The organism is Streptomyces sp. NBC_00878 (assembly GCF_026341515.1).
Lineage (GTDB): Bacteria > Actinomycetota > Actinomycetes > Streptomycetales > Streptomycetaceae > Streptomyces.
Window position 1 is genome coordinate 8,074,298 of record NZ_JAPEOK010000001.1, and the last position, 16,228, is coordinate 8,090,525.

At 69.5% G+C, this 16,228-nt stretch carries 14 protein-coding genes; 13 read left to right on the forward strand and 1 reads right to left on the reverse strand.

Annotated elements, in window-relative coordinates; translation table 11 throughout:
- Positions 1–24 precede the first annotated feature (24 nt).
- The 9 genes from ftsW to OHA11_RS35045 all read left to right on the forward strand — a co-directional run bounded on the left by ftsW (position 25) and on the right by OHA11_RS35045 (position 8,586).
- Positions 25–1,389 (forward strand): putative lipid II flippase FtsW, encoded by a 1,365-nt coding sequence (gene ftsW / locus OHA11_RS35005; RefSeq protein WP_266503151.1) that lies wholly within the window; start codon positions 25–27, stop codon positions 1,387–1,389.
- Positions 1,390–1,395: 6 nt separating this feature from the next.
- A complete protein-coding gene (gene murG / locus OHA11_RS35010; RefSeq protein WP_266503152.1) occupies positions 1,396–2,484 on the forward strand; it encodes an undecaprenyldiphospho-muramoylpentapeptide beta-N-acetylglucosaminyltransferase in 1,089 nt (362 codons plus the stop codon).
- A gap of 23 nt (positions 2,485–2,507) precedes the next feature.
- Entirely contained in the window at positions 2,508–3,293 is a 786-nt protein-coding gene (locus OHA11_RS35015) for a cell division protein FtsQ/DivIB (protein ID WP_266503153.1), read from the forward strand.
- A 275-nt stretch (positions 3,294–3,568) separates the two neighbouring features.
- Positions 3,569–4,765 carry a cell division protein FtsZ gene (gene ftsZ, locus OHA11_RS35020; RefSeq protein ID WP_266503154.1) on the forward strand — a complete coding sequence of 399 codons (1,197 nt, stop codon included), beginning with the start codon at positions 3,569–3,571 and terminating at the stop codon, positions 4,763–4,765.
- Positions 4,762–5,493, forward strand: a complete 732-nt coding sequence (pgeF, locus tag OHA11_RS35025; RefSeq protein ID WP_266503157.1) for a peptidoglycan editing factor PgeF — start codon at positions 4,762–4,764, stop codon at positions 5,491–5,493. The genes ftsZ and pgeF overlap by 4 nt, the downstream gene beginning before the upstream one ends.
- Positions 5,494–5,499: 6 nt before the next feature.
- Positions 5,500–6,219 carry a YggS family pyridoxal phosphate-dependent enzyme gene (locus OHA11_RS35030; protein ID WP_266503158.1) on the forward strand — a complete coding sequence of 240 codons (720 nt, stop codon included), beginning with the start codon at positions 5,500–5,502 and terminating at the stop codon, positions 6,217–6,219.
- A 129-nt stretch (positions 6,220–6,348) separates the two neighbouring features.
- A complete protein-coding gene (locus OHA11_RS35035) occupies positions 6,349–6,990 on the forward strand; it encodes a cell division protein SepF (protein ID WP_266503159.1) in 642 nt (213 codons plus the stop codon).
- Positions 6,991–7,040: 50 nt separating this feature from the next.
- The gene (locus OHA11_RS35040; protein ID WP_266503161.1) at positions 7,041–7,325 is read left to right on the forward strand and encodes a YggT family protein; all 285 of its coding nucleotides are present in this window, start codon (positions 7,041–7,043) and stop codon (positions 7,323–7,325) included.
- 55 nt (positions 7,326–7,380) lie between these two features.
- Positions 7,381–8,586 (forward strand): DivIVA domain-containing protein, encoded by a 1,206-nt coding sequence (locus OHA11_RS35045; protein ID WP_266503163.1) that lies wholly within the window; start codon positions 7,381–7,383, stop codon positions 8,584–8,586.
- A 205-nt stretch (positions 8,587–8,791) separates the two neighbouring features.
- Here OHA11_RS35045 and ileS read toward each other — a convergent pair whose 3' ends face one another.
- Positions 8,792–11,950 (reverse strand): isoleucine--tRNA ligase, encoded by a 3,159-nt coding sequence (gene ileS, locus OHA11_RS35050; protein WP_266503168.1) that lies wholly within the window; start codon positions 11,948–11,950, stop codon positions 8,792–8,794.
- A 622-nt stretch (positions 11,951–12,572) separates the two neighbouring features.
- On the opposite strand from ileS, the gene OHA11_RS35055 reads away from it, so the two are divergent.
- The 4 genes from OHA11_RS35055 to OHA11_RS35070 all read left to right on the forward strand — a co-directional run bounded on the left by OHA11_RS35055 (position 12,573) and on the right by OHA11_RS35070 (position 16,192).
- Positions 12,573–13,838 (forward strand): TraR/DksA family transcriptional regulator, encoded by a 1,266-nt coding sequence (locus OHA11_RS35055; RefSeq protein ID WP_266503171.1) that lies wholly within the window; start codon positions 12,573–12,575, stop codon positions 13,836–13,838.
- Between the two features lie 110 nt (positions 13,839–13,948).
- Positions 13,949–14,677: a signal peptidase II gene (lspA, locus tag OHA11_RS35060; protein ID WP_266503173.1), complete on the forward strand. Its 729-nt coding sequence runs from the start codon at positions 13,949–13,951 to the stop codon at positions 14,675–14,677.
- 103 nt (positions 14,678–14,780) lie between these two features.
- Entirely contained in the window at positions 14,781–15,725 is a 945-nt protein-coding gene (locus OHA11_RS35065) for an RluA family pseudouridine synthase (RefSeq protein ID WP_266503174.1), read from the forward strand.
- Positions 15,722–16,192, forward strand: coding sequence for a GNAT family N-acetyltransferase (locus OHA11_RS35070; protein ID WP_266503176.1), 471 nt, complete (start codon positions 15,722–15,724; stop codon positions 16,190–16,192). Before OHA11_RS35065 ends, OHA11_RS35070 begins: the two co-directional genes overlap by 4 nt.
- The last annotated feature ends 36 nt before the right edge of the window (positions 16,193–16,228 follow it).

Below are 16,228 nucleotides of genomic sequence, written 5' to 3' on the forward strand. Positions count from 1 at the left end.
GGCACGGCCTCGGAGGTGCCGCCGATGTCCAGTAGCCGCACCGGGCGCCCTCCCGTCCAGCGGGCCGCCCGGCGGCCCCCCGGCGCCCGCCCCCCTCGCGACAACGCCGTACGCCGCCTCTACACGCGTGTACGCCGTGCCTGGGACCGGCCGCTGACCGCCTACTACCTGATCCTCGGCGGCAGCCTGCTGATCACCGCGCTCGGTCTGGTGATGGTGTACTCGGCCTCGCAGATCACCGCGCTCCAGCTGTCACTGCCCGGGTCGTACTTCTTCCGCAAGCAGTTCCTCGCGGCCGTGCTCGGCAGTCTGCTGCTGCTCGCCGCCTCCCGGATGCCGTCCAAGCTGCACCGGGCGCTGGCGTACCCGATGCTGCTCGGCTCGGTCTTCCTGATGATCCTCGTCCAGGTGCCGGGGATAGGAGTCGCGGTCAACGGCAACCAGAACTGGATCTCGGTCGGCGGCCCCTTCCAGCTCCAGCCCAGCGAGTTCGGCAAACTCGCCCTCGTCCTGTGGGGAGCGGATCTGCTCGCCCGCAAACAGGACAAGCGGCTGCTGACCCAGTGGAAGCACATGCTGGTGCCGCTCGTTCCGGTGGCCTTCATGCTGCTCGGGCTGATCATGCTCGGCGGAGACATGGGCACGGCGATCATCCTCACCGCCATCCTCTTCGGGCTGCTGTGGCTCGCGGGGGCGCCCACGCGGCTCTTCGGGGGCGTCCTCGCCATCGCCCTGACCATCGGCTTCATCCTCATCAAGACCAGCCCGAACCGCATGGCCCGCCTCTCCTGCCTCGGCGCGACAGAGCCCCAGTCGGGCCCCGTCGACTGCTGGCAGGCCGTGCACGGCATCTACGCCCTCGCCTCCGGCGGGCTCTTCGGCTCGGGCCTCGGGGCCAGTGTGGAGAAATGGGGTCAACTGCCCGAAGCCCACACGGACTTCATCTTCGCCATCACCGGTGAGGAACTGGGCCTCGCGGGGACGCTGTCGGTGCTCGCCCTCTTCGCGGCTCTAGGCTATGCGGGTATCCGCGTGGCCGGACGCACGGAGGACCCCTTCGTGAGGTATGCCGCGGGAGGCGTGACAACCTGGATCACGGCTCAGGCCGTGATCAACATCGGTGCGGTGCTCGGCCTGCTGCCGATCGCCGGCGTCCCGCTCCCGCTGTTCTCCTACGGGGGTTCCGCCCTGCTTCCGACCATGTTCGCCGTCGGACTCCTGATCGCCTTCGCGCGTGAGGATCCCGCCGCGCGGGCGGCACTTGCGATGCGGCAACCCCGCTTTGGCAGAAAGCGGGCTGCGGTGAGAGGCTCCGCAGGGGCCGCGGGGCCTCGGAGATGGAACACGATGCGACGGCGCGCCGCGGCGCGTTCGTCCGGAGAGCGGTGAATTTCGGTGCATGTCGTACTCGCCGGTGGGGGGACCGCCGGCCACATCGAGCCCGCGCTCGCCCTCGCGGACGCCCTGCGCAGGCAGGACCCGACCGTGGGTATCACGGCTTTGGGCACGGAGCGCGGACTCGAGACCCGACTCGTACCCGAGCGAGGCTATGAACTCGCGCTGATCCCCGCGGTACCGCTGCCGCGCAAACCCACCCCCGAGCTGATGACCGTCCCCGGACGGCTGCGCGGCACGATCAAGGCGGCCGAGCAGATCCTGGAGCGCACCAAGGCCGACGTGGTCGTCGGCTTCGGCGGCTACGTGGCCCTGCCCGGGTACCTCGCGGCCAAGCGCCTCGGCGTCCCGATCGTCGTCCACGAGGCCAACGCCAGGCCGGGCCTCGCCAACAAGATCGGCTCGCGGTACGCGGCCCAGGTGGCCGTCTCCACCCCGGACAGCAAGCTCCGCAACGCCCGCTACATCGGCATCCCGCTGCGCCGCTCGATCGCCACGCTCGACCGGGCCTCCGTACGCCCCCAGGCCCGCGCCGCGTTCGGGCTCGACCCCGCCCTGCCGACGCTGCTCGTCTCCGGCGGCTCGCAGGGTGCCCGGCGCCTCAACGAGGTGATCCAGCAGGCCGCCCCGTACCTCCAGCAGGCCGGGATCCAGATCCTGCACGCTGTCGGCCCGAAGCACGAAATGCCGCAGGTGCACCAGATGCCGGGAATGCCCCCGTACATCCCACTACCGTACGTGGACCGGATGGACCTCGCGTACGCCGCGGCCGACATGATGCTCTGCCGCGCGGGCGCGATGACCGTCGCCGAACTCTCCGCCGTCGGGCTGCCCGCCGTCTACGTCCCGCTGCCCATCGGCAACGGCGAACAGCGGCTCAACGCCCAGCCGGTGATCAAGGCCGGCGGCGGACTGCTGATCGACGACGCGGATCTGACGGCGCAGTGGGTGCAGAGCAACGTCCTGCCCGTGCTCGCCGACCCGCACCGGCTGTTCGAGATGTCCCGCGCCGCCTCCGAGTTCGGCCGCCGGGACGCCGACGAGCTGCTCGTCCGGATGGTGTACGAGGCGATCGCGTCACGCCGTTAGCGCGTGACAGAAGGCAGGGGAGCGTGGCCGGACCGACCACCGCCGAACGCGGCGAACGGCAGCACCAGGATTCCGGCCCGCCCCGGCCGCCTCTCATCAAGAGGCTCCCGAAGCCTCGTAGGCTCATCATCTCGGTCGTCTGCCTCGCCCTGCTCGGCGCGGGCTCTCTCTGGGTGCTGTACGGCTCGCAGTGGTTCCGCGTCGAGCGCGTATCGGCCTCGGGGACGCGGGTTCTGACGGACGGGCAGGTCGTCGAGGCGGCCGACGTTCCGGTCGGATCGCCGTTGATTTCAGTCGACACCGATGTGATTGAGGCAAGACTGCGCCGGAAATTGCCCCGAATTGACTCGGTTGACGTCGTCCGTTCCTGGCCCCATGGAATCGGACTGAAAGTGACCGAACGCACTCCGGTGCTCATTGCCGAAAAGGGCGGAAAGTTCGTCGAAGTGGACGCCAAGGGCGTGCGATATGCCACGGTTTCGCGCGCCCCGAAGGGGGTGCCCGCACTGGAAATTACGGTGTCACCCTCCGTCGGCCTGCGCCGCTTCGGTACCGACCGGCTGGCGCGTGAGGCGGTGCGCGTCGCGGGTTCCCTTCCGGCCGCGGTCGCGCGTGACACCTGGGTCGTCAAGGTCCGTTCATACGATTCCATCTCGCTGGAGTTGAGCGGCGGCCGGACCGTCCTGTGGGGAAGTGGCGAGAAGAGCGGGGTCAAGGCCCGTACGCTCAGTGCTCTCATGAAAGCCGCTCCCGAGGCGCGGTACTTCGATGTCAGCGTTCCCACCGCCCCTGCGTCATCAGCGAGTTGACGCACATCTGCGCAGGCCAGCACCCTGGTTGGGCAGCCCTATGGCTGATCACATAGGGTGAAAAGAAAAACGGGAGGTTCGGCGTGTTCGTTGAACGTGCGCCACTTGTCGACTTAGTGTCCTGTTCGGAAGAGTCCAAGGAACAGACACACTGGTAACCCTAAACTTCAGCGTTAGGGTTCGGGTCGGCGTTCGGACCGTCCCATTCGGCATCAGTCGTCGGATCGCGAGCGTGCGAGGCGGCGACACGTAACTCGAGGCGAGAGGCCTTCGACGTGGCAGCACCGCAGAACTACCTCGCAGTCATCAAAGTCATCGGTGTCGGCGGCGGTGGTGTCAATGCCATCAACCGGATGATCGAGGTCGGTCTCAAGGGTGTCGAGTTCATCGCCATCAACACTGACGCCCAGGCGCTGTTGATGAGCGACGCCGACGTCAAGCTCGACGTCGGCCGCGAACTCACCCGCGGACTCGGCGCCGGAGCCAATCCGGCCGTGGGCCGCAAGGCCGCCGAAGACCATCGCGAGGAGATCGAGGAGGTCCTCAAGGGGGCCGACATGGTCTTCGTGACAGCCGGCGAAGGCGGCGGCACCGGCACCGGCGGCGCACCCGTCGTGGCCAACATCGCCCGCTCGCTCGGCGCCCTCACCATCGGTGTGGTCACGCGACCGTTCACCTTCGAGGGACGGCGCCGCGCCAACCAGGCCGAGGACGGCATCGCGGAACTCCGCGAAGAGGTCGACACCCTCATCGTCATCCCGAACGACCGGCTGCTGTCCATCTCGGACCGTCAGGTCTCGGTCCTCGACGCCTTCAAGTCGGCGGACCAGGTCCTGCTCTCCGGTGTTCAGGGCATCACCGACCTCATCACCACGCCCGGTCTGATCAACCTCGACTTCGCCGACGTCAAGTCCGTGATGTCCGAGGCGGGTTCGGCGCTCATGGGCATCGGCTCGGCCCGCGGCGACGACCGCGCGGTGGCCGCGGCCGAGATGGCGATCTCCTCGCCGCTCCTCGAAGCGTCCATCGACGGCGCCCGCGGCGTGCTGCTCTCCATCTCCGGCGGCTCCGACCTCGGTCTGTTCGAGATCAACGAAGCCGCCCAGCTGGTGAGCGAGGCCGCGCACCCCGAGGCCAACATCATCTTCGGCGCGGTCATCGACGACGCGCTCGGCGACGAGGTCCGGGTCACCGTCATCGCGGCCGGCTTCGACGGCGGACAGCCCCCGTCCAAGCGGGACACCGTCCTCGGCGCGTCCTCCGCCAAGCGTGACGAGCCCGTACCGGCCCGGTCGGGCGACAGCCGCCCGTCCTACGGCTCGCTCGGCAGCGTCACGCCGAAGGAGGTCCAGGAGCCCACTCAGGAGCCGGTGAGCAACGAACTGCCGTCGGTCTCCCCGCCGGTCCCGCCGTCGCGTACGTACTCCGACAGCGCGGCCGAAGAGCTGGACGTGCCGGACTTCCTCAAGTGATACGACAGCACGAGACCGTGAGCGGCGCGCACTTCGCCTTCACCGACCGGTGGGGCGGGGTGAGCGCCGTTCCGTACGAGGAGCTCAATCTCGGCGGAGCGGTCGGTGACGACCCCGCTGCCGTACTGACCAATCGACTGTGGGCCGCCAAGTCCCTGGGGCTCGACGCGAGTCGGGTGGTCTGGATGAACCAGGTGCACGGCAGCGATGTCGCCGAGGTCGACGGGCCGTGGACCGACTCCCGGTCCACCCCGCCGGTCGACGGCCTGGTGACCGTCACCCGGGGCCTCGCCCTCGCTGTGCTCACCGCCGACTGCGTCCCGGTCCTGCTGGCCGACCCGGTCGCCGGAGTGGTCGCCGCGGCCCACGCGGGCCGGCCCGGCATGGTCGCCGGGATCGTGCCCGAGGCCGTCGACGCGATGGAGTCGCTGGGCGCGGACCCCGCGCGCATCGTCGCCCGCACCGGGCCCGCGGTCTGCGGCCGTTGCTACGAGGTGCCGGAAGCGATGCGCGCCGAAGTGGCCGCCGTCGAGCCTGCGGCGTACGCCGAGACGAGTTGGGGCACGCCGGCGCTCGATGTGGCCGCGGGCGTGCACGCGCAACTGGAACGGCTCGGAGTGCGCGACCGGGAGCAGTCGCCGGTGTGCACCCTCGAATCGACGGACCACTTCTCCTACCGGCGCGACCGCACCACAGGGCGGCTCGCGGGTTATGTCTGGCTGGACTGATAGGGCATGACGGACCGTAAGGCTCAACTCGCCGGAAATCTGGCCACAGTGGAAGAGCGCATCGCGGCGGCGTGCACGGCCGCCGGGCGCAAGCGCGAAGAGGTGACCCTGATCGTGGTCACCAAAACCTACCCCGCGAGCGATGTGCGGATCCTGTCCGAACTCGGGGTGCGCCATGTCGCCGAGAACCGGGACCAGGACGCGGCACCCAAAGCACTGGAATGTTCGGATCTGCCCCTCTCGTGGCATTTTGTCGGCCAGTTGCAGACCAACAAAGTGCGTTCCGTGGTCGGTTACGCCGATGTCGTGCAGTCGGTCGACCGGGCCCGGCTCGTCACCTCCCTGTCGAAGGAGGCGGTGCTGCAGGGGCGCGAGGTGGGGTGTCTCATCCAGGTCGCACTGGACGCGGACGAGAGCGGCAGGGGGGAGCGGGGAGGTGTGGGAGTCGGCGGAATCGAAGAGTTGGGCGACCTCGTCGCGGGCGCTCCGGGACTACGGCTCGACGGACTGATGACCGTCGCTCCGCTCACCGGACCGTACGCGGGGCGCGAACTGGCGGCGTTCGAGCGCCTGATGGATTTGTCGACTGACCTGCGCAGCGCCCATCCGGCTGCGAACATGGTCTCGGCAGGGATGAGTGCGGACCTCGAACAGGCCGTGGGAGCCGGAGCGACACATGTGCGCGTCGGTACTGCGGTACTCGGAGTCCGCCCCAGGCTCGGGTAACGTCGCCAAGAAGTCGGACCACAGCAGAAAATATGGTCATTACCGCCGAAGGGCGGGCATAACGACCTCGTGGATCGCGGGCACTTGGCAACAGTCAGCCGATCCACCACAGAGCGGAGGACTCAGAGCATGGCCGGCGCGATGCGCAAGATGGCGGTCTACCTCGGCCTCGTGGAGGACGATGGGTACGACGGCAGGGGTTTTGACCCCGACGACGACTTCGAGCCCGAGCTTGACCCGGAGCCCGAGCGGGACCGCCGGCGGCACGAGCCGCCGCATCAATCACACCAGTCGCATCAGTCCCAACGGGACGAATCGGTACGAGTGGTGCAGCCGCCTGTGCAGCGCGATCCTGTGTCACATTCCGCTTCGCTCACTGCGGAATCGGGGCGTCCCGCGCGAATCGCCCCCGTGGCGTCCATCACACAAGAACGTCAAAGCCTGGAGAAGAACGCACCGGTGATCATGCCCAAGGTCGTGTCGGAACGAGAGCCGTACCGGATCACCACACTGCACCCCCGGACCTACAACGAGGCCCGTACCATCGGGGAACACTTCCGTGAGGGCACGCCGGTGATCATGAATCTGACCGAGATGGATGACACGGACGCGAAGCGACTTGTCGACTTTGCGGCCGGTTTGGTGTTTGGTCTTCACGGAAGCATCGAGCGGGTGACGCAGAAGGTGTTCCTGTTGTCGCCTGCTAACGTCGATGTCACGGCGGAGGACAAGGCTCGCATCGCAGAGGGCGGGTTCTTCAACCAGAGCTGAGACGCAGGACCGGACGAGGCACGAAAACAGGGGAGAGGGAAGCACGGATCATGAGCGTGGTTGCGCAGGTTCTCTACATCGCGCTGATGTGTTTCCTCATCGTGCTGATCTTCCGGTTGGTCATGGACTACGTCTTCCAGTTCGCCCGCTCATGGCAACCCGGCAAGGCGATGGTGGTCGTTCTGGAGGCCACCTACACTGTCACTGATCCACCGCTCAAGCTTCTGCGGCGGTTCATCCCGCCGCTGCGTCTCGGGGGCGTGGCGCTCGACCTGTCCTTCTTCGTACTGATGATCATCGTCTACATCCTGATCTCCGTTGTGAGCCGGCTGTGAACGATACGGTCTTGCCGAACGCCGACGATGCCGACGACTACGTTGAGGTGAAGAGATGCCGTTGACCCCCGAGGACGTGCGGAACAAGCAGTTCACGACCGTCCGCCTCCGAGAAGGCTATGACGAGGACGAGGTCGATGCCTTCCTCGATGAGGTCGAAGCCGAACTGACTCGCCTGCTCCGCGAGAACGAGGACCTGCGCGCCAAGCTGGCCGCCGCCACACGCGCCGCCGCGCAGAACCAGCAGCAGGGCATGCGCAAGCCGCCCGAACAGGACCAGCAGGGCCCGCCGCAGGGCATGCGCGGTCCCGGTGCTCCCGTACCCGCCGGCATATCGGGCCCGCCGCAGCAGCAGATGGGCGGCCCGATGGGTGGCCCGCCCCAGCTGCCGAGCGGTGCGCCGCAGCTGCCCGCGGGCCCCAGCGCCCAGGGTCAGCAGGGTCCCGGCCAGATGGGCCAGGGTCCGATGGGTCAGGGTCCGATGGGCCAGGGCCAGATGGGTCAGGGCCCCATGGGCCAGGGCCAGATGGGCCAGGGTCCGGGCCCGATGCAGGGTCAGATGCAGCAGCAGATGCCTCAGCAGATGGGCGGCCCGATGGGCGGTCCCATGGGTGGCCCGATGGGCGGTCACGGTGGCCCGCAGATGGGTCAGCCCGGTCAGGGCCCCGGCGGCGACAGTGCCGCCCGCGTGCTCTCGCTGGCTCAGCAGACCGCCGACCAGGCGATCGCCGAGGCCCGTTCCGAGGCCAACAAGATCGTCGGCGAGGCCCGCAGCCGCGCCGAGGGTCTGGAGCGCGACGCCCGTGCCAAGGCCGACGCTCTTGAGCGGGACGCGCAGGAGAAGCACCGCGTGGCGATGGGCTCCCTGGAGTCCGCCCGCGCCACGCTGGAGCGCAAGGTCGAGGACCTGCGCGGCTTCGAGCGCGAGTACCGCACGCGTCTGAAGTCCTACCTGGAGTCGCAGCTGCGTCAGTTGGAGACCCAGGCCGACGACTCGCTGGCCCCGCCGCGTGCGCCGGCCGCCGCGTCCCTTCCGTCGTCGCCGAGCCCGTCCATGGCTCCGGCCGGGGCGAGCATGCCGTCCTACGGCGGCAACCCGATGGGTGGTCCGGCTCCGGCCGCTCCGTCCTACGGCGGCCAGCAGCAGATGTCGCCGGCCATGACCCAGCCGATGGCTCCGGTCCGGCCGCAGGGCCCCTCGCCCATGCAGCAGGCGCCCTCGCCGATGCGCGGCTTCCTGATCGACGAGGACGACAACTGACGGCCTCCGGTACGCCTTAGGCGTCGGCAGCGTTCAGGGTGGAGCCCCGGATATTCCGGGGCTCCACCCTTTTGCGTCGGCGGGTGCGGCCCCGCCGAGTGCGCGTGTGTGTGTTCGGGAGGGTGCGCATCTGTGCGCGGGCACGCAACGCCGAAGGCCCGGTCCCACCAAGATCTTTGGCGGGACCGGGCCTTCGAGGCCGCTGCTACGCCTTGCGAAGGCGGAACGTCAGTGACAGGGACTCGTCCGTGAACGGCGTGCCGTACGTGTCGTCCGCCTCACCCTGCCCGAAGTCCGTGGCGAGGACCTCGTCGGCGATCAGGGCGGAGTGCTCGGTGAGCGCCGCGATCACCTTCGGGTCCGTGGACGTCCAGCGCAGGGCGATCCGGTCGGCCACGTCGAGGCCGCTGTTCTTGCGGGCCTCCTGGATCAGCCGGATCGCGTCACGGGCCAGGCCGGCCTGGCGCAGCTCCTCGGTGATCTCCAGGTCGAGGGCGACGGTGGCCCCGGAGTCCGAGGCGACGGACCAGCCCTCGCGCGGGGTCTCCGTGATGATCACCTCGTCCGGGGCGAGCGTGACGGTCTCGCCGTCGACCTCCACCGACGCCGTGCCCTCGCGCAGGGCGAGGGACAGCGCGGCCGCGTCGGCCTCGGCGACGGCCTTGGCCACCGCCTGGACGCCCTTGCCGAACCGCTTGCCCAGCGCGCGGAAGTTGGCCTTGGCGGTCGTGTCTACCAGCGAGCCGCCCACTTCGGAGAGCGAGGCCAGCGCGCTCACGTTCAGCTCCTCCGTGATCTGCGCGTGCAGTTCACGGTCGAGGGACCCGAATCCGGTGGCGGCGACCAGCGCGCGGGACAGCGGCTGGCGCGTCTTCACCCCCGACTCCGCGCGCGTGGCACGGCCCAGCTCCACGAGACGGCGTACGAGCACCATCTGCTTCGACAGCTCCGGGTCGATGACGGACAGGTCCGCCTCCGGCCAGGACGTCAGGTGTACGGACTCGGGGGCGCCCGGGGCCACGGGCACCACCAGGTCCTGCCAGACCCGCTCGGTGATGAACGGGGTCAGCGGGGCCATCAGGCGCGTGACCGTCTCGACGACCTCGTGCAGGGTGCGCAGTGCCGCCTTGTCGCCCTGCCAGAAGCGGCGGCGCGAGCGGCGTACGTACCAGTTGGACAGGTCGTCGACGAACGCCGAGAGGAGCTTGCCGGCGCGCTGGGTGTCGTAGGCCTCCAGCGCCTGCGTCACCTGGTCGGTGAGCGCGTGGAGTTCGGACAGGAGCCAGCGGTCCAGGACCGGGCGGTCCGCCGGGGCCGGGTCGGCCTCGCTGGGCGCCCAGTTGGACGTGCGCGCGTACAGGGCCTGGAAGGCGACCGTGTTCCAGTACGTGAGGAGCGTCTTGCGGACGACCTCCTGGATCGTGCCGTGGCCGACGCGACGGGCCGCCCAGGGAGAGCCGCCGGCCGCCATGAACCAGCGGACGGCGTCGGCGCCGTGCCGGTCCATCAACGGGATCGGGTCCAGGGTGTTGCCCAGGTGCTTGGACATCTTGCGGCCGTCCTCGGCGAGGATGTGGCCGAGGCACACGACGTTCTCGTACGACGACTTGTCGAAGACGAGCGTGCCGACCGCCATCAGTGTGTAGAACCAGCCGCGGGTCTGGTCGATGGCCTCGCTGATGAACTGCGCCGGATAGCGGGACTCGAAGAGTTCCTTGTTCTTGTGCGGGTAGCCCCACTGCGCGAACGGCATCGAACCCGAGTCGTACCAGGCGTCGATGACCTCCGGCACGCGCGTGGCCGTCTTCTCGCACTGGGGGCACGCGAAGGTGACCTCGTCGATGAAGGGGCGGTGCGGGTCGAGGTCCGACTGGTCCGTGCCCGTCAGCTCCGTGAGCTCGGTGCGGGAGCCGACGACCGTGAGGTGGTCGTCCTCGCAGCGCCAGATCGGCAGCGGGGTGCCCCAGTAGCGGTTGCGGGACAGGGCCCAGTCGATGTTGTTGTTCAGCCAGTCGCCGTACCGGCCGCTCTTGACCGAGTCCGGGTACCAGTTGGTCTTCTCGTTCTCCTGGAGGAGGCGGCCCTTGATGGCCGTGGTGCGGATGTACCAGGACGGCTGCGCGTAGTAGAGGAGCGCGGTGTGGCAGCGCCAGCAGTGCGGGTAGCTGTGCTCGTACGGGATGTGCTTGAAGAGCAGGCCGCGCTGCTGGAGGTCCTCGGTGAGCTTCTCGTCAGCCTTCTTGAAGAAGACGCCGCCGACCAGGGGGACGTCCTCCTCGAACGTGCCGTCGGGGCGGACCGGGTTCACCACCGGCAGGCCGTACTCGCGGCAGACCTTGAGGTCGTCCTCGCCGAAGGCGGGGGACTGGTGGACCAGACCCGTGCCGTCCTCGGTCGTCACGTACTCCGCGTTCACCACGTAGTGGGCGGGCTCGTTCTTCGGGAACTCGACCAGCTCGAACGGACGTTGGTACGTCCAGCGCTCCATCTCGGCGCCCGTGAAGGACTGGCCGGTGGTCTCCCAGCCCTCGCCGAGTGCCTTCTCTACGAGCGGCTCGGCGACGACGAGCCGCTCCTCGCCGTTCGTCGCGACGACGTAGGTGACCTCGGGGTGGGCGGCGACCGCGGTGTTGGACACCAGGGTCCACGGGGTCGTCGTCCACACCAGGAGCGCGGCCTCGCCCGCGAGCGGACCGGAGGTGAGCGGGAAACGGACGAACACCGAGGGGTCCACGACCGTCTCGTAGCCCTGCGCCAGCTCGTGGTCGGAGAGGCCCGTGCCGCAGCGCGGGCACCAGGGGGCGACGCGGTGGTCCTGGACCAGCAGACCCTTGTTGAAGATCTCCTTGAGCGACCACCACACGGACTCGATGTACTCGGGGTCCATCGTGCGGTACGGGTCGTTCAGGTCGGTCCAGTAACCCATGCGGGTCGTGAGCTCTTCGAAGGCGTCGGTGTGGCGGGTCACGGACTCGCGGCACTTGGCGTTGAACTCGGCGATGCCGTACGCCTCGATGTCCTTCTTGCCGTTGAAGCCGAGCTCCTTCTCGACCGCCAGCTCCACGGGGAGGCCGTGGCAGTCCCAGCCGGCCTTGCGGGCCACGTGGTAGCCGCGCATGGTGCGGAAGCGCGGGAAGACGTCCTTGAAGACGCGCGCCTCGATGTGGTGGGCACCGGGCATGCCGTTGGCCGTGGGGGGGCCTTCGTAGAACACCCACTCCGGGCGGCCCTCGGACTGCTCCAGGGTCTTGGCGAAGATCTTCTGCTCGCGCCAGAAGTCGAGCACGGCGTGCTCGAGGGCGGACAGGTCGACCTGGGCCGGCACCTGGCGGTACTGCGGCTGTGTACTCGGCTGCGTATTCAACGAGCTTCCTCCGGCGGACTTTCTGCCTTCCGTCCGGAGGGACGAGAGCTGTGTTGTCATCTACGCCGTGTGCGGCGCGCTCCCGCGGTACCACCCTCCTTGGCTCTCCGTCGCTTCCTGCGCGCCGGTGAGCCCCCTCATTGGGGTCGCGATGCCGGGTCTACCGGCCGCTGCCTTTCGTGCCTCTCGGCTGCGGCTTTCTTCCGGCGGCTCCGGGGTGATCTTCACGTCGCGCTTGCCCCCGGGCTCGCACCGTCCCCGGATCGCTCTTGGCTGCGTACGCCGCTACTCGTCCCCATCCACGCTTCTCGCTCCGCCCAGTGTACGGCGCCGGGCGGACAGCGGCCGACCGGATTTCCCGGGCCCGCGGGGACGGGGTGGCGGGGCGCGGGAGAGGCGTGCGGACTGACCCGAATGGCGAGGCGGTGGTGTTCGGATCCTGGGACGGCCGACTCGGCGGATTACCCGGCGGGGAGCTGGGCACAACGCTTGAAGGCTCGCCGCGCGGTACCCGCGGGGAGGGCGAATCGGGCGGCGTGCCCCGTTGCCGCGGGACGCAAGTCGATTTATCGTCCCAGCACGATTCGCGTGCAAGATCACAATATGTGAAGGGGCCGCGGCCATGGTGGCGAAAAAGACCGCCGTACAGCAGTCGGCGTCCGGCAGATCCATGGGGGCGGCCGACGACGCCGGGGCGGCGGCCAAGGATGTGAGCGGCAAGAAGAGCACGCGGGGGGCCGTGAAGGGCACGGCGAAGAAGGCGGCGGGCGCCACCAAGAAGACGACCGGTGCCACAGCAGCCGACGCCAAGGCGGCCGGTGTGAAGAGGGCCGGTGTGAAGACGGCCGCCTCCAAGAGGGTCCCTTCCAAGGCGGCCGGGGCCACGAAGGCCGCCGCCAAAACGGCGGGGGCCACCAAGGCCGTATCGAAGACGACCGGGGCGAAAGCGAGCACTACGAAGAGGGGCACGGCAAAGGCGGCTGCCGGGAAGGGGGCGGCCGAGGGGGCGTCGGCTGCTACGAAGACGTCCGCCACGAAGACGTCCGCTGGGAGGGCGCCCGCGACGAAAGCGTCCGCTGCGAAAGCGGCTGCTACGAAGGCGTCCGCTGCGAAAACGGGCGCTACGAAGGCAACCGCTTCCAAGAAGGCCCCTACGAAGACGACTGCTACGAAACAGGCCGCTTCCAAGAAGGCTCCTGCGAAGACGGCCGCCGCGAGGACTGGCGCCACGAAGAAGGCCGCGGCTACGAAGAAGGCCGTCGCGAAGGGGGCGGGTGAGGTGGGTGTCTCCGCCGCGAAGCCCGCCCGGAAGACGGGCAGGAAGGGCACGCGTACGGCCAAGAAGGCGGTCGCTACCGCGGCCGAGGGTGCGGCCGAGGCCGCGAAGACGACGGGAGCCACGACGGTGGTTGCGAAGAAGACTCCTGGCACGGCCACGGCGGCGAAGAAGACCACCGCGGTCCCCAAGGCGCGGGTCGCCGCGGCGGAGCCCGGCGAGCTCGCGGTACGCCCCGGTGAGGACCCCTGGACCCCGGAGGAGGTGGCGGAGGCACGCGCGGGGCTGCTGTCGGAGGCCCTGCGGCTGCGCGCCGAGATCACGCACTCCGCGGAGTCCCTGGCGGGCCTGATGCGCGACTCCGGGGACGGCGCGGGCGACGATCAGGCGGACACCGGCACCAAGAACATCACGCGCGAGAGCGAGATGGCGCTCGCGGCCAACGCCCGGGACATGCTGGAGCAGGACGAGCGCGCCCTCGAACGCCTGGACGCGGGCACGTACGGGCTCTGCGAGAGCTGTGGCAACCCCATCGGGAAGGCACGCATGCAGGCCTTCCCGCGCGCCACCCTGTGCGTGGAGTGCAAGCAGAAGCAGGAGCGGCGCTACTGATCGGCCACTGATCCATTACCGATCGGCCCGGCGTGCCTCCTGAGCACCTGGGCGCGGCAGGCCGTGCCGTACCCTCGTCCTCAGTCAGGCACCTAGGTTGAGGGACTCACGTGGCAGAGGCGGAGCGGATCATCGGTACGCCGGATTTCCCGGAGGCGGCTGGCGCCGAGCCGGAGCAGACCGACCAGAGCGCGGCGGCGGGCCGGCGGTCCGATGCCGAGGGGGCGCAGGACCCGGCCGTGAGCTCCGACTCCGGTTCCCGCTCCGGATCGGACTCCGGTTCGGACTCCGGATCGGACTCTGGTTCCGACTCTGGTTCCGAAGAGGCGGCGGCAGCTTCCGAGCGGCCCAGGGGCCGGCGCCGGATCGCCGTGCTGTTCACGGTCGCCGCCCTGGCGTACGCGCTGGACCTGATCAGCAAGATGATCGTGGTCGCGAAGCTGGAGCACCACGAGCCGATCGAGATCATCGGGGACTGGCTGAGGTTCGAGGCGATCCGCAACGCGGGCGCGGCCTTCGGCTTCGGTGAGGCCTTCACCATCATTTTCACGGTGATCGCCGCGGCCGTGATCGTGGTCATCGCCAGGCTGGCCCGCAAGCTCTACAGCCTGCCCTGGGCCATCGCGCTCGGCCTGCTGCTCGGCGGTGCGCTCGGCAACCTCACCGACCGGATCTTCCGCTCGCCGGGCGTCTTCGAGGGCGCGGTCGTCGACTTCATCGCGCCCAAGCACTTCGCGGTCTTCAACCTCGCCGACTCCGCGATCGTCTGCGGCGGCATCCTGATCGTGCTGCTGTCCTTCCGCGGGCTCGACCCGGACGGCACCGTCCACAAGGACTGACGGCCGGCCCGCGAGGACCGGGGCGGGCCCACGGGGCTGTCGGCGGGCACTGTTGTTCGGGCTCTGGTCAGGTGGTGTCGGACCTGTCCGGCATACTCGACGGGTGAGCACCAGTCCCGAGATCCGTAACCTGCCCGTGCCCGACGGCCTGGAGGGCGAGCGCGTCGACGCCGCCATCTCCCGCATGTTCGGCTTCTCCCGCACGAAGGCCGCCGAGCTTGCCGCGGCGGGGAAGGTCACGGTCGACGGCTCGGTGGTCGGCAAGTCCGAGCGGGTCCACGGCGGCGCCTGGCTGGAGGTCGAGATGCCGCAGGCACCCGCGCCCGTGCAGATCGTCGCCGAGCCCGTCGAGGGCATGGAGATCGTGCACGACGACGATGACGTGGTCGTGATCGTCAAGCCGGTCGGTGTCGCCGCGCATCCCAGCCCCGGCTGGTCGGGGCCGACCGTGATCGGAGGCCTCGCCGCCGCCGGATACCGGATCTCGACCTCGGGCGCCTCGGAGCGCCAGGGCATCGTGCACCGCCTGGACGTGGGCACCTCGGGCCTGATGGTGGTCGCCAAGTCGGAGTACGCGTACACGTCGCTGAAGCGCCAGTTCAAGGAGCGCACGGTCGACAAGCGCTACCACGCGCTCGTCCAGGGCCACCCGGATCCGACCAGCGGCACCATCGACGCCCCCATCGGGCGGCACCCGAACCACGACTACAAGTGGGCGGTCACGGCCGAGGGCAAGCCCTCCGTGACGCACTACGACCTGGTCGAGGCGTTCCGCGCGGCCTCGCTGCTCGACATCAAGCTGGAGACCGGGCGCACACACCAGATCCGCGTCCACATGTCGGCCCACCGGCACCCCTGCGTCGGCGACCTGACGTACGGCGCGGACCCGACGCTCGCCAAGCGGCTCGGGCTCACCCGGCAGTGGCTGCAGGCCGTGAAGCTCGGCTTCGAGCACCCCGGGGACGGCCAGTGGGTCGAGTTCGAGAGCGGTTACGCCGAGGACCTGCAGCAGGCGCTGGACCGCGTCCGGGAGGAAAGCTACGCATGAGCCCGTCGTCCTACGTGGTGCGCGTGGCCGAGGACCCCGCCGACCGTGAGGCCTGCTTCACGGTGCGCAAGGAGGTCTTCGTCGTCGAGCAGGGAGTCCCGCAGGACCTGGAGTACGACGCGTACGACACCGATGCCATGCATGTGGTCGCCGTGCGCGAGGACGGGCTGCCGCTCGGCGCGGGGCGGCTGCTGTACGGCGAGGTGGCGGCCGCCAGGACCGGCGGTGAGCCCGGTGTCGGGGACCTGGGGCGGCTCGCCGTCGTCAAGGCCGCGCGCGGGCTCGGTGTCGGGGTCGCGCTGGTGCGGGGCATCGAGGACGCGGCCCGCGCGCGTGGGCTGACGGCGGTGGACCTGCACGCGCAGACGCATGCGCTCGGTTTTTATGAGCGGCTGGGGTATGTGGCTTACGGGCCGGAGTTTCTCGATGCGGGGATTGCGCATCGGGCGATGCGGCGGGGGCTTTAGGGCGGTTGGGTTCCTGTTGTGGGTTCTCGCTGCGGG

Excerpts from the sequence above, each read along its gene's own strand:
- OHA11_RS35030 (WP_266503158.1), top strand. The coding sequence starts at position 5,500 with ATGACGGACCGTAAGGCTCAACTCGCCGGAAATCTGGCCACAGTGGAA.
- OHA11_RS35070 (WP_266503176.1), top strand. The coding sequence starts at position 15,722 with ATGAGCCCGTCGTCCTACGTGGTGCGCGTGGCCGAGGACCCCGCCGAC.
- ftsW (WP_266503151.1), top strand. The coding sequence starts at position 25 with ATGTCCAGTAGCCGCACCGGGCGCCCTCCCGTCCAGCGGGCCGCCCGG.
- OHA11_RS35055 (WP_266503171.1), top strand. The coding sequence starts at position 12,573 with ATGGTGGCGAAAAAGACCGCCGTACAGCAGTCGGCGTCCGGCAGATCC.
- OHA11_RS35045 (WP_266503163.1), top strand. The coding sequence starts at position 7,381 with ATGCCGTTGACCCCCGAGGACGTGCGGAACAAGCAGTTCACGACCGTC.
- OHA11_RS35035 (WP_266503159.1), top strand. The coding sequence starts at position 6,349 with ATGGCCGGCGCGATGCGCAAGATGGCGGTCTACCTCGGCCTCGTGGAG.
- OHA11_RS35040 (WP_266503161.1), top strand. The coding sequence starts at position 7,041 with ATGAGCGTGGTTGCGCAGGTTCTCTACATCGCGCTGATGTGTTTCCTC.